Origin of the sequence: Mucilaginibacter sp. cycad4, assembly GCF_034263275.1 — a bacterium.
In the GTDB taxonomy this organism is placed as follows: Bacteria; Bacteroidota; Bacteroidia; order Sphingobacteriales; family Sphingobacteriaceae; genus Mucilaginibacter.
In genome coordinates this window covers 424,379-437,289 of the sequence record NZ_CP139559.1, presented here as the reverse complement: position 1 = coordinate 437,289, position 12,911 = coordinate 424,379, and the positions used below count along the sequence as shown (strand labels likewise).

The following is a 12,911-nucleotide window of genomic DNA, read 5'->3' as shown; positions in this document are numbered from 1 at the left end:
ATAACAGAATAATTGGCTGGGTAGCGAGCCTTTGTCAACTTGATACAGGTTAACTACAGGTAAAATCTGTTTCAAATAATTACTTATATTTTGTATCTTGAGCAAAACCGGGTATTTTGCAAAGCAAGGGCTATGAATTTTTTATCTCATTTTTATTTCGACAGGCATACTACAAACTGTTACCTCGTGCTGGGAACGGTACTGCCCGACCTGTTGAAAAATGCCGATAAAACAATCATTCTTCACCCCGAAAAGCTACATCACACTGATAGCGAGGTTAATTCTATTATAGCTGGATGGAACAAACACCTTGATGTTGACAGGTATTTTCATTCATCTGATTTTTTCACCACCCGTTCGCACGAGCTTAAAAAGCTGCTGGCCCCGGCCCTGCAGGGATCGCCGGTTAAACCATTCTTTTTAGGCCACATCGCATTGGAGCTTATCATCGATAACCTGCTGCTCACCACAGGTAAAATAAGTGTTAACGAATTTTACGATCATTTAAGCGGCTGCCGTGAAGATAAAATAAGGGAGTTCCTGACTTTTGCAGGGTTAAAGAATAGCGACGTTTTTTTTAAATTTTATGAAGGTTTTAAAAAAAGCCAGTACCTGCATACTTATGCCGAAACGCACCAGATAGCCTACGCACTTAAACGGATCTGCATGCGGGTTTGGCAAAACCCTTTCACTCCAGAACAGGAAGCGTTGATGAACGATATTCTTGATGGTTACCGTGAAGAGATGCTTGGCGATTTCATGTCGATTTTTGAAGAGATAGACAGCAAATTGAGGAACCTGCTATAAAAGCTTACTTGATAGCATTTTCCAAACTGCCAAAATCTTCATTCAAAAGCAACTCATAAAGTTTTATTACCTCATCCCAACTTTTCGCCTGATAATACAATTGCTTACCATCTATAACACAGATCATTTTTAATGATTTATCTGTTTCCAAAATACATTCTTCCTCTTCTGTTCCAACCCAAAAAGCACCATGCTCATCATCCATATCCTGTGTTTCGGCAATAGCCATTAGTACATTATCCATACTGATATCATCCTCACTATCCGACCATGCCCTTTGCAAATATTTAGTCATAACTTATCAATTCGTAGTCCGCATCATAACCTTGGCGCTGTTATCAAATCATTCATTCTGGGTAAAATTTATACCAACTTTAATTTACCCTCCCTTAATCAGCGCCAAAAACATATAAAAACTCCTAAAATATAAGGAATTAACATTAAAAAATTTCTTTTTTCAATAAAATATATCCGTACCTTTGCAGTCCCAATTAACAAATTGGGAAAAGGAGAAAAATTATTTAATGGCAAAAAAACAAGAAGCAGAAAAAGAATTAAAAGCGAAAGAAGCTGAACTGGGTACAGTTAAAGCGGCTGGCGAAAAAGAAACTATTGAATCAGAAGCTGATTCAATATCAATTGAAGAGATCAAATCAAAAATCGCGGCTACACCAAGCGAAGATTTCGACTGGGATGCTGACGACAAAAAATTTGGTAACTACAGCGATGACGACCGTGAGAAATTTGAGAAATTGTATGATGGAACTTTCAGCTCTATCACCAAAGGCGAAATCATCACCGGTACTGTTGTTAACGTTAACAACAAAGATGTTGTACTTAACGTAGGTTTCAAATCAGACGGTTTAGTATCAGTATCAGAATTCCGTGACACACCAGATCTTAAAATCGGTGACAAAGTTGACGTTTTTGTTGAGTCGCAGGAAGATGCTAACGGTCAGTTAGTACTTTCACGCAAACGCGCAAAAACTCAAAAATCATGGGAACGCATTAATTCAGCCCTTGATAATGATGAGATCATCACCGGTTTTGTAAAGAGCCGTACTAAAGGTGGTTTAATTGTTGACATTATGGGCGTTGAAGCCTTCTTACCTGGCTCACAGATCGATATCAAACCTATCAGGGATTACGATGTGTACGTAGGTAAAACTATGGAATTCAAAGTTGTTAAAATCAACCACGAATTCAAGAACGTTGTGGTATCACATAAAGTGCTTATCGAAGACGATCTGGAAAATCAAAAAACAGAAATTGTTGCACGCCTTGAAAAAGGTCAGGTATTGGAAGGTACCGTTAAAAACATTACCGACTTTGGTGTATTCATTGACCTTGGTGGTGTTGACGGCTTACTGCACATTACAGATATTTCATGGGGCCGTATTGAGCACCCACGTGAAATTTTGGCATTGGATCAAAAGATCAACGTTGTTGTTCTTGACTTTGATGACGAGAAAAAACGTATTGCTCTTGGCTTGAAACAATTAACCCCTCACCCTTGGCAAAGCCTTTCTGAAGAAATTCAGGTTGGTTCAAAAGTTAAAGGTAAAATCGTTACCGTTGCTGATTACGGTGCATTCCTTGAAATCATCCCTGGTGTTGAAGGTTTGATCCACGTATCAGAAATGTCATGGTCACAAAACCTGCGCAACCCTCAGGAATTCCTGAAAGTTGGTGACGAGATCGAAGCTCAAGTATTGACTTTAGATCGCGAAGAGCGTAAAATGTCATTAGGTGTTAAACAATTAACTCCAGATCCATGGCAAAACGCTGCTGAAAGGTACGCAGTTGGTACTCAGCACGTAGCTACAGTTAAAAACATGACCAACTTTGGTGTGTTTGTTGAACTGGAAGACGGCATCGATGGCTTGATCCACATCTCTGACCTTTCTTGGTCTAAAAAAGTTAACCACCCTAACGAATTCACTAAAGTTGGTGAAAAACTAAACGTGGTTGTACTTGAACTTGATGTTGAAAACCGCAAATTGAGCTTAGGCCACAAACAGCTTGAAGAAAACCCTTGGGATACTTTTGAAACTATCTTCACTATCGACTCGATCCATGAAGGTACCGTTATTAAAGTAACCGACAAAGGTGCTATCGTAGCTTTACCTTACGGTGTTGAAGGCTTTGCGCCAACCAAACACCTGGTTAAAGAAGACGGCAAGAGCCTGAAAGCTGAAGAAGCTTCTGAATTCAAAATCATTGAATTTAACAAAGAAAACAAACGTATCGTTATTTCACACTCACGTATCTGGGAAGAAGCCCGCGCTGATGCCCGCGTACAGGAATTTGAAAACCGTAAAAAAGAAGCAAAAGCTGCTACTAACGCGGTGAAAAAAGTGAAAGATTCTGTTGAAAAATCAACTTTAGGCGATCTTAGCGTATTAGCTCAGTTAAAAGAGCAAATGGAAGGTGCTGAAAACAAAGCCCGCAAGGCTGCACCTGCTGCTAACAGCTCTGAAGAAGAAGCATAATTTTAGCTTAGCACTTTATACAAGCCCCTCCGGTTTCCGGAGGGGCTTTTTTATTGGAAAAACTTTTCTGAGCGAGGTACGAAGCAATCGCATGCTATACAGGGCGGCTATGCTTCCGTGCGACTGCTTCGTGCCTCGCAATGACTTGTTTTTGATTTACATTTGTCATATGATCGGAGAAACCAACCTCAACACGCTCTTAAAAAACATGACACCAATGCTTAATGATGGTGATTATGTTTATAGTACAACAACATCATTAAACAATATCAACTCCTGCGACGTCATAGCCTTTTTTAAAGAGGAAGAAGCCACCACCCTCATTCTCAAAAAAGAAGCGGCCGATAAGCTAAACCTCGAATATAACTACGTTGCCGCCTGGATCACTTTGACTATTCATTCGTCATTGGAGGCAACCAGACTTACTGCTGCTTTTGCAACCGCGTTGGCAAAAGAAAACATCAGCTGCAATGTGGTAGCGGCCTATTATCATGATCATATTTTTGTGGCTAAGAAGGATGCGGAAAGAGCGATGGCAGCTTTGAAAAAGCTATCTGAATAATAGCAGGTAAAAAAAGTCTCCCCTCCCGGGGGAGATTTAAAGGGGGCTTTTCAAAACAAATTATTACTTTTGCCCAAATCCACCCATACGATGCAAAATCTAACACTGCTCGACGGACAAAAGTTTCAAATCACCATACAACGTTTATGTCGCCAGTTAATTGAAAATCATAACGATTTTTCAAATACAGTATTAATTGGTATTCAGCCGCGCGGCATTTATTTGGCTAAACGTGTTGCCGAAGAATTAAGAAAGATCCTTCCTGATAAAAACATACTGCAAGGCGACCTTGACATCACTTTTTACCGCGACGATTTCCGTCGCCGTGAGTCACAGCTGGTACCTAATCAAACCAAAATAGATTTTATTATTGAAGGCAAAAAAGTGATCATGATGGACGACGTGTTATGGACGGGCCGCACTATCCGTGCCGCCATGGATGCGATGCAGGCCTTTGGTCGCCCGGAAAAGGTGGAACTTTTAGCGTTGGTAGACCGCCGCTACTCGCGCCATATCCCGGTTTCGGCCGACTATGTGGGCATCGAGGTTGATTCTATAGCATCGCAAAAAGTGGTAGTAAGCTGGAAAGATACAGACGGCGAGGACAAGATCGTTCTTGTTTCAGAATGATTTCGGATTTCGGACGTTCGATTTCGGATTTATTTGATTTAGAATTTTTCGATTTGATAATCTAATAATGGATAAAGTAGAATTAAAACAGCGAACAAAGAAGTTCTCAATAGACGTTATCAAGTTTGTCGAGGAGCTTCCGCGAAAGCGTTCACTTGATATATTATCACATCAGTTACTAAGAAGTTCCACCTCAATAGGTGCAAATTACAGATCGGCATGCAGAGGAAAATCAACGGCCGATTTTATAAATAAAATTATAATAGTTGAGGAGGAAGCCGATGAATCAGTTTACTGGTTAGAATTAATGGAAGAATCAGGACTCATAAGTTCAACAATCTTACCTCTGCTTAAAAAAGAAGCGAATGAACTTACTGCTATATTCACAGCAATAGGCAAAACAGCAAAAGAAAAACAACGATTAAGCAAATCAGAAATAAAAAAATAAAAAATCGGCATTCGAAAATCAAGAAATAAAAAATCCGAAATCGAACATCCGAAATCCGAAATCAAAATAACATGGCAGGACTGAGCACACGACACTTATTGGGTATAAAAGATTTGAACCGGGCAGATATTGAGCTGATATTTGAAACTGCCGATACTTTTAAATCTGTTTTAAACCGGCCGATCAAGAAAGTGCCGTCGCTGCGGGATGTTACCATTGCCAATATTTTCTTTGAAAATTCAACCCGTACCCGTTTATCATTCGAGCTGGCCGAAAAAAGGCTATCGGCCGATGTCATCAACTTCGCGGCCTCGTCATCATCAGTAAGCAAAGGCGAAACCCTGATTGATACAGTAAACAACATCCTGGCCATGAAGGTTGATATGGTGGTAATGCGCCATCCATATGCCGGCGCTGGCATCTTCCTGTCAAAACATGTAAAAGCGCAGATCGTGAACGCCGGTGACGGCGCACATGAGCACCCTACCCAAGCCCTGCTTGATGCCTTTTCCATCCGCGAAAAGTACGGCGATGTCGCTGGCAAAAAGGTAGTAATAGTAGGCGATATCCTTCACTCACGTGTGGCGCTTTCCAATATTCTTTGCCTTAAACAACTGGGGGCCGAAGTAATGGTTTGCGGCCCTACAACACTTATCCCTAAATACATCGGCTCGTTAGGTGTAAAGGTCGAGCATAACCTGATCAAAGCTCTTAACTGGTGCGATGTTGCCAATATGCTCCGGATTCAACTGGAGCGCCAGGATATAAAATATTTCCCTTCGTTAAGGGAATACACTATGCTTTTCGGTCTTAATAAAACCATATTGGATTCGCTGGATAAGGAGATTACCGTAATGCACCCCGGCCCTATCAACCGCGGCGTGGAGATCACCAGCGATGTAGCCGACAGCAAGCAATCCATCATACTCGACCAGGTGGAAAACGGTGTAGCCGTACGTATGGCTGTGCTTTACCTGCTGGCCGGACAAACACCAACCATATAAAGAGCATGTTTCAGGTATGAAATTCAATTTTAAAACATATCTGAAACATACTTATAAAGGAGAACTTGTTTATCTTGCCGTTATTGTCGCATTGTATCTTTATGATCACGACAATATCATCTTCCTGGTATTTTCCCTTTCTCGTTTATACAGGGTTATTATCGTTATCAATATAAATTAACCCAGGCCGAAAAGCTCAAGGCCAAAGGCCTCACCGAAGAGGATATCGAAAATATCAATTTTGTAAAAAAGTGGGAGCATTCGCGCCGGCGCGGCATGTGGAATTATTGCATCATTGATGGCGGTTTTATTTTCGGATTGGCTATATCACTTATTACAAGCATTGCCTGGTTAATTTTTAAAGGCAAGGATATGCATACCTTACTTGCCGAACCTGGCGATATGTTTGCTTTTATCGGTTACAATTATATGATCGGGGCAGGTATTGCCGTTATCATATTCCGCATGAAATGGAAATATAACGAAAAACGTTTCCTGCGCTTAACCGATCCTTTGGCCGATAATTATTTTGCCAAAGATTACCAGGATATATAAGTCAATAGTATTTAGTCGTAAGTCAATTTTTTTCCAAACTTAAGACTTGTGACTAAAGACTAAGTGCTTTTCAATATAACTCGAACTACTTTTCATGAAACTTAGATTCTGTTTTATCTTACTTTTATTCATCCCGGGCATAACCTTTGCCCAAAGCCATCAGCAATTTAAGACCGATTCGGTATTTGTGCTGGTGAAAAAATTCTTCAATGCCAAACAGGCCGACTCCATTTATGCCCTCACAGGGCCGAACTTCAGGCATGCCGTTAGCGAAGGACAATTCCGTCACCTTACAGAACAACAACTTTTCCCACTGAATGACATCAAGGGTTCAACTGTAATCAGTTTTGTTAATAACAAGGTAAGTACCTACAAGCTGGTGTTTCAATCAGTCACGCTGCAATTGCTCATGAGCCTTGATGCCGGTAACCAGATAGAGCTTTTTCTGTTTCAGCCTTTTAAAGATATTACTGCAGATAAAACCACACAGGTACCTACATCCAACAAAATGCTTAGTATAATGGATAAACAGGTTGATTCCGTAGCCCGCGTCTATATTCAAAAAGCAAATACGGTAGGCCTTAGCATTGGGGTTATTAAAGATGGCCAGTTCATCACTTACAACTATGGGGAAACAGCCCGCGGCAATAAACAATTGCCAACCACAAATACCATATTCGAGATTGGTTCAATCACTAAAACATTTACAGCTACCTTGCTGGCTTATTACGCTAACGAAGGTAAAGTAAAACTAACCGATCCCATTACAAAATATCTGCCCGATTCTGTAAAAACCAATGCTACGCTAAATGCTATAACCCTCCAAACCCTAAGCAACCATACATCAGGGTTGGCAAGGATCCCCGAAAATCTTCAGTTTGATTCGGCCAGCTCGGCTAATCCTTATAAAAGTTACAACAAAAAATTGCTGTATAGCTACCTCAAAACCTGTAAGCTTAATAGTAAGCCAGGCGAGCAGTATGCATATTCCAATTTAGGAGTTGGCTTATTAGGAACGATATTATCGCAAGTAAGCGGCAAAACATTTGATCAAATGGTACAGGAGGTGATTTGTGCCCCTTTAGGCATAAAAAATACTGTTCAGCATTTAAGCACGTTACAGCTACCCCACTTCGCCAAAGTATATAGTCAATATGGCGACCCTACGGTTGCCTGGGATTTTGACGTCCTCGCCGCCTGCGGAGCCCTGCATTCAACGGTAAATGACCTGCTGATATATGCAAAGGTCAACATGAGCGGTGGCGCAGATAAGCTATCAAAGGCTTTTGAGCTAACCCATCAAATTACTTACAGCAAGGATGCCAAAATAGCGCTCGGCTGGCATATCATTTTGGTTGATGGCGTTGAATATATTTTCCATAACGGCGGTACCTATGGCAGCAGCAGTTTTTTAGCTTTTAATGCAGATAAAAAGCTGGCGGTGGTCGTGTTATCCAATGCAGCTGAAAATACGGACGCAGTGGGGACGGGGATTATTAAGAAGTTGCAGGCGACAGGAAAATAAAACAGAATATAAAGCGCGGGATTGTGCGATTCCTCTCTCAAGAGGTGTAGGGGTGTGTTTCTGCCTTGACAAGCTTGTAGCAGAGACACACCCCAGCCACAACAGTTTCCACCGCGCCCCCTCTCAAGAGCTATCGTGTGGACACATCTTTAAAGAATTGTCATTTAGATAGAGCAGCGGCGGGTTGAGTGGTGGAGCGAAAGAGAAATCTTCTACATCAGGCCTTACAACTATACTTGTAAAAAGCAGAGCGTAGAAGATTTCTCCTCACCTCTGTCGCACAATTCCACCCTTGGGTTCGTCGAAATGACATTTTTTTCTATCAATGATAAGATAAAAAAGATGTGTCCACACGATAGTCTCAAGAGGGGAATTAAAAAATCCATCTAAATAAAAAAGGTGCCTGAAAACCTATTAAGCTTCCAAGCACCTTTCCCTTCGCGCTATTCAGGTTGTTGACTTTGAAGAAGAAATTTTCAATCTTCAAATCAACCAATTTCCAAATCATTAATATTTCAAGGTCGATCCGTTCCTGATCTCGTCAGATGCAACTTTTACCAGTTTGTCATCAGCCTTCAGATCGCTCCCGAAAATTTCGATGCTATCACCATTGCTCAGGCCCTTTTTCACGTCAACCCAAACCGCTTTATGGTCAACAACCTTTATAACAAAAACCTTCTCAGTTGAAGTAGCAACAGCAGTTTTAGGCACTACATAAGTACTGTCGCCGGCAGGCAGCGGTACATTTACTTCTGCAAACATGTGCGGAAGCAGCTTTTTGTCTTTATTATAAACATCCATCTCCAGGCGTTCGGCGCGTAGTTTTTCGTCAAGCGCACCTGCTATACGTTTTACCTGTGCGGTGAATTTTTCACTTGGCAATGCCCTCACTGTAAATTTAACCTCGCTTTTGTTGCTTAGCGCACCGGTGTAAATTTCGGGTACCGAAACTACTAAACGTAAACGGCCCTGATCCTGTATGGTAAACAACGGATCGGTGCTTTTACCTCCCGGACCAACATAAGCACCCAGGTTTACATTGCGGCTTGTGATTACCCCATCAAACGGGGCGCGGATTTCCAGGTAAGCCAAATTGGCCGATACCTCTTTTAAGCCTGATTTCGCGGCGTCAATGTTAGCCTGGTCGGCGTTCTTTTTAGCTTCGGCTTGCTCCAAATCGTTTTGCGAAACAGTACCCGGGGTTTTGCTGGTGCTTACCAGTCTGTCATAGGTGGCTTTGCTGGCAAAATAAACAGCTTCAAATTGTTTAATGCGTGATTGCGCTGCAGCTAATTGCGAGTTAATTTCCGGTGCTTCAAGCACGGCTAATAGCTGGCCCTGGTGTACCTCTGAACCAATATCAACCAAAAGCTTTTTAACGTAGCTGTTAGTTTTTGCATACAGGTCAACCTGTTGGTAAGGGATCAGTTCACCCGGTATGGTGATGTTGCTGCTTAACCTGCCTTTAGTTACCGGCACAATTTGTACAGTTGGGGTTTCAACAGCATCCTGCTGTTGTTCCTGTTCCTCCTGCTCCTTTTTTTCTTTCTCATCTGAGTGGCAGGCGCTCATGGAGCCAATTGCCATCCCTAAAACGGCAAGCAGCAGTATTGATTTATTTTTTAGCTTATTCATGGTGGTGCAAAGGGACATAAAATTTACTTTCTTTATCTTCTGGGTCTAATGATACAGATTGAGTGGTGGCATTACCTTGTACCCAGGCAAAAACCAATGGTAATATCAACAGCGCGGCAAAGGTGGAGGCGATAAGTCCGCCGATAACGGCACGACCAAGCGGCGATGTCTGATCTCCACCCTCGCCTAAACCAGATGCCATCGGTACCATACCCACGATCATGGCCAAACTGGTCATCAATATGGGGCGCAGACGTAATGCCACCGCTTCACGGGCCGATTTCAAGGCGTCGCCGTTGTGCTTGCGCAGCTCTTCGGCATTGGTGATCAGTAACACCGCGTTTGAAATGGATACCCCTACCGACATGATCATGCCCATGTATGACTGCAGGTTAAGCGTAGCGCCGGTGATCTTAACCAATAGCAACGAGCCAAACAATACAGCCGGCACAGTTGATAAAACCACCATCGACATTTTGAACGACTGGAAGTTTGCCGCCAGCATCAAAAATATCACCAATACAGCTACTAATAAGCCCGATTGCAGGCTGTTCAGGGTATCGGTAAGGGTTTGGCTCATGCCATGCATTTCAACTGTTAAACCACGTGGCGGTTTGCCCAGGTCGTCAATGGCTTTCTGTACATCATTGGTTGCTGTACCCAAATCCTTTTTATTGATGTTTGCTGTTACGGATAATGTTGGCACAGCGCCTACGTTATCGTTTTCGCCAAAGGTCGTGCCTGTTTTAACATCAGCCACATCACCCAATACCGGGCGGGCCTGGTTTGCCAGCACAGGTATTTCCTTAACATCATTTAAGCTGGCCATCTGGTACTCAGGCACCTGAACCTGCACAAGGTAGCTTAAGTTTGATTTTTCATCAATCCAGTTGTTTTTTTCCGTAAACCTTGATGATGAAGTTGATGCTACCAGCGACCGGGAAATATCATTTAAACCAACACCAAGCTGCGCAGCCCGCTGCCTGTCGATATTGATATCAATAGTTGGATAATTGAACGACTGGCCTATCTGCACATCGCGCAGGTATTTGATATCTTTCAGTTTATTGATAACCTTAAAGGCGTAATCAACGTTTTGCTTTTTGTTCTTACCGGTGATGGCTACTTCGATAGGAGTTGGCGATCCCTGGCTCAGGATCTTATCAGTCAATTCAATCGGCTCAAATGATAGTTTAACGTTGGGTAACTGTTTTGCCATCTCATGCCTGAACTTTTCTTTCAGATCGTCAAGGTTAACCTTATAATCCTCCGTTAAGCTTACCTGCATAACAGACTCCTGCGGGCCGGCCATGAACAGGTAGATCGGGTTGGTTGAGAATGATGAAGGGTGCGAGCCAACAAATGTTGAAGTTATAGCTATGTGGTTTTTACCCACAATATCGCCCAATATGTGCTGGGCCTTAACCGCTATCAGTTCCGTACGCTCTAAACGGGTACCATCAGCAGCCCGCAAACGTACCTGGAAGGTACCTGAGTTTACTTTAGGCAACACGTCGCGGCCAATGATATTGAACAACAGGAAAGCAAGTCCACATGCAGCTACTACATAAACCGTTACCAGTATCTTGCGGTTAGGCAGCATGCGGTCCATCAGGCGCATAAAACTGTCTCTGAATTTGTCAAAGCGGGTGACCTCGCCGCCTGTATGTTCAAGAGCGGCCTTCATGGCTTTTTCTTTTTGTTCCCATGGCTCACCTTCATCCTCTAATGCAAAACCATCTTTATGGCTGTGGTCTTCATGCTTGTTTATCATGATCCAGTTGGCCATGATAGGTACAAAGGTTTGCGCCAGGAAGTAAGAAACTATCATGGAGAAACCAATAGCCAATGCCAGCGGCAGGAACAATGCGCCCGGGATCCCATTCATAGTAAATGCAGGTGCAAACACCGCCAGGATACAAAACAGGATTAGCAATTTAGGGAACGCGATCTCCTTACAGGCATCCCAAATAGCCAAAGCTTTTGGTTTGCCCATGTCAAAGTGCTGGTGAATATTCTCGATCGTCACCGTCGATTCATCCACCAAAATGCCTATCGCCAGCGAAAGCCCGCTCAGCGTCATGATATTGATAGTCTGATGCGCTAACGACAGGAAGAATATAGCCGATATGATACAGGTTGGGATAGTAAGGATCACAATAAGGGCCCCTCGTTTATCACCCAAAAACAACAATACCATAAGCCCGGTAAGTACCGCACCTATCGCGCCTTCTTCGGCCAAACTTTTTACCGCGTTAATTACATAAACCGATTGGTCAAACACGAACGACAGTTTCACATCATCGGGCAGTAAAGCCTGGAATTTTGGCAAAGCCTTTTTCAGGTTCTGAACTACTTCCCAGGTTGAAGCCGTGGCCGATTTGGTGATGGGCAGGTAAACCGAACGTTTACCGTTAATAAGCGCGTAACCGTTGGTGATATCGGCGCCATCTTCAATAGTGGCTACGTCCTTCATAAATACGGTTTGAATCCCATTTTTATAAAGCGGGATATCTCCAAAATCCGGGATTTTCTTTATCGTGGTATTTGAAGGTGCAAGGTAATTATAATCGCCTATGCGTACGTTACCCGCCGGAGTGTTCTGGTTATTCTCGCGCAGGGCAGCCACGATCTGGTCGGGCGTTAAGTTGTGCGAGCGGAGCAGGTTAGGGTCGACTTTAATCAATATGGTACGCTGGTTACCACCAAAAGGCGCCGGTGCGACAAGGCCGGGTATGGAGGTAAATGACGAACGTACGTAAACCAGAGCATAATCCAGCAATTCGTTATTGCTTCGGGTGGCGCTGCTCAACACCAGCTGACCAACCGGCAGCGTTGAAGCATCAAAGCGCAAAATGAAGGGTGGCTGCGACCCCTGCGGAAACGCGGCCTGCGCCCGGTTGGTGTAACTCGTGACCTCCGCCGCGGCCTGGGCCATGTTAGTGCCCTCATAAAAAGTAACTTTAATTAACGTTAAGCCCTGTATGTTTTTTGTTTCGATGCTTTTTACGCCCGATACAAAAAGTAACAGGTTAACATATTGCTTACCGAAGTAAGCCTCCATTTGGTTTGGGGTGAAACCGCCGTATGGGTGCGATACATATATAACCGGCAGGTTAAGATCGGGAAATATATCGATCTTGATAGTCCGTACCGCATTTATACCGAAGAAGAACAGCCCGGCTACTATAACCAATATGGTAATTGGTTTTTGCAGCGCCCCTTTTATCATTCCCATTGTATATGTGTGTAA

General features: G+C 43.0%; 11 protein-coding genes. 8 read left to right on the top strand and 3 right to left on the bottom strand.

Annotated elements, in window-relative coordinates:
* The first annotated feature begins 132 nt into the window (after positions 1-132).
* Entirely contained in the window at positions 133-807 is a 675-nt protein-coding gene (locus SNE26_RS01925; protein WP_321557695.1) for a hypothetical protein, read from the top strand.
* 4 nt (positions 808-811) lie between these two features.
* Here the strand turns inward: SNE26_RS01925 and SNE26_RS01920 are convergent, their stop codons facing one another.
* Complete coding sequence (locus SNE26_RS01920; RefSeq protein WP_321557694.1) at positions 812-1,102, bottom strand: hypothetical protein; 291 nt, start codon at positions 1,100-1,102, stop codon at positions 812-814.
* A 229-nt stretch (positions 1,103-1,331) separates the two neighbouring features.
* Here SNE26_RS01920 and rpsA point away from each other — a divergent pair, with 229 nt between their 5' ends.
* From rpsA to SNE26_RS01885, 7 genes are all read left to right on the top strand, one after another.
* On the top strand, positions 1,332-3,299 hold the full coding sequence (rpsA, locus tag SNE26_RS01915) for a 30S ribosomal protein S1 (protein ID WP_321557693.1): 1,968 nt from the start codon (positions 1,332-1,334) through the stop codon (positions 3,297-3,299).
* A gap of 169 nt (positions 3,300-3,468) precedes the next feature.
* Positions 3,469-3,861, top strand: a complete 393-nt coding sequence (locus SNE26_RS01910) for an ACT domain-containing protein (protein WP_321557692.1) — start codon at positions 3,469-3,471, stop codon at positions 3,859-3,861.
* 90 nt (positions 3,862-3,951) lie between these two features.
* Positions 3,952-4,491 carry a bifunctional pyr operon transcriptional regulator/uracil phosphoribosyltransferase PyrR gene (gene pyrR, locus SNE26_RS01905; RefSeq protein ID WP_321557691.1) on the top strand — a complete coding sequence of 180 codons (540 nt, stop codon included), beginning with the start codon at positions 3,952-3,954 and terminating at the stop codon, positions 4,489-4,491.
* Positions 4,492-4,558: 67 nt separating this feature from the next.
* On the top strand, positions 4,559-4,939 hold the full coding sequence (locus SNE26_RS01900; RefSeq protein ID WP_321557690.1) for a four helix bundle protein: 381 nt from the start codon (positions 4,559-4,561) through the stop codon (positions 4,937-4,939).
* 71 nt (positions 4,940-5,010) lie between these two features.
* Complete coding sequence (locus tag SNE26_RS01895; RefSeq protein ID WP_091163068.1) at positions 5,011-5,943, top strand: aspartate carbamoyltransferase catalytic subunit; 933 nt, start codon at positions 5,011-5,013, stop codon at positions 5,941-5,943.
* 276 nt (positions 5,944-6,219) lie between these two features.
* Positions 6,220-6,498: a hypothetical protein gene (locus tag SNE26_RS01890; protein ID WP_321557689.1), complete on the top strand. Its 279-nt coding sequence runs from the start codon at positions 6,220-6,222 to the stop codon at positions 6,496-6,498.
* A 94-nt stretch (positions 6,499-6,592) separates the two neighbouring features.
* Positions 6,593-8,023 carry a serine hydrolase domain-containing protein gene (locus SNE26_RS01885; RefSeq protein ID WP_321557688.1) on the top strand — a complete coding sequence of 477 codons (1,431 nt, stop codon included), beginning with the start codon at positions 6,593-6,595 and terminating at the stop codon, positions 8,021-8,023.
* Positions 8,024-8,530: 507 nt separating this feature from the next.
* Here SNE26_RS01885 and SNE26_RS01880 read toward each other — a convergent pair.
* Together SNE26_RS01880 and SNE26_RS01875 are read right to left on the bottom strand one after the other, a co-directional pair.
* A complete protein-coding gene (locus SNE26_RS01880) occupies positions 8,531-9,658 on the bottom strand; it encodes an efflux RND transporter periplasmic adaptor subunit (protein WP_321557687.1) in 1,128 nt (375 codons plus the stop codon).
* Entirely contained in the window at positions 9,651-12,896 is a 3,246-nt protein-coding gene (locus SNE26_RS01875; RefSeq protein WP_321557686.1) for an efflux RND transporter permease subunit, read from the bottom strand. Before SNE26_RS01875 ends, SNE26_RS01880 begins: the two co-directional genes overlap by 8 nt.
* Between the last annotated feature and the right edge of the window lie 15 nt (positions 12,897-12,911).

Bases quoted from the DNA above. Each gene is read 5' to 3' on its own strand.
- SNE26_RS01885 (WP_321557688.1), top strand. From the start codon at position 6,593: ATGAAACTTAGATTCTGTTTTATCTTACTTTTATTCATCCCGGGCATA.
- rpsA (WP_321557693.1), top strand. From the start codon at position 1,332: ATGGCAAAAAAACAAGAAGCAGAAAAAGAATTAAAAGCGAAAGAAGCT.
- SNE26_RS01920 (WP_321557694.1), bottom strand. From the start codon at position 1,102: ATGACTAAATATTTGCAAAGGGCATGGTCGGATAGTGAGGATGATATC.
- SNE26_RS01875 (WP_321557686.1), bottom strand. From the start codon at position 12,896: ATGGGAATGATAAAAGGGGCGCTGCAAAAACCAATTACCATATTGGTT.
- pyrR (WP_321557691.1), top strand. From the start codon at position 3,952: ATGCAAAATCTAACACTGCTCGACGGACAAAAGTTTCAAATCACCATA.
- SNE26_RS01925 (WP_321557695.1), top strand. From the start codon at position 133: ATGAATTTTTTATCTCATTTTTATTTCGACAGGCATACTACAAACTGT.
- SNE26_RS01900 (WP_321557690.1), top strand. From the start codon at position 4,559: ATGGATAAAGTAGAATTAAAACAGCGAACAAAGAAGTTCTCAATAGAC.
- SNE26_RS01910 (WP_321557692.1), top strand. From the start codon at position 3,469: ATGATCGGAGAAACCAACCTCAACACGCTCTTAAAAAACATGACACCA.
- SNE26_RS01890 (WP_321557689.1), top strand. From the start codon at position 6,220: ATGTGGAATTATTGCATCATTGATGGCGGTTTTATTTTCGGATTGGCT.
- SNE26_RS01880 (WP_321557687.1), bottom strand. From the start codon at position 9,658: ATGAATAAGCTAAAAAATAAATCAATACTGCTGCTTGCCGTTTTAGGG.
- SNE26_RS01895 (WP_091163068.1), top strand. From the start codon at position 5,011: ATGGCAGGACTGAGCACACGACACTTATTGGGTATAAAAGATTTGAAC.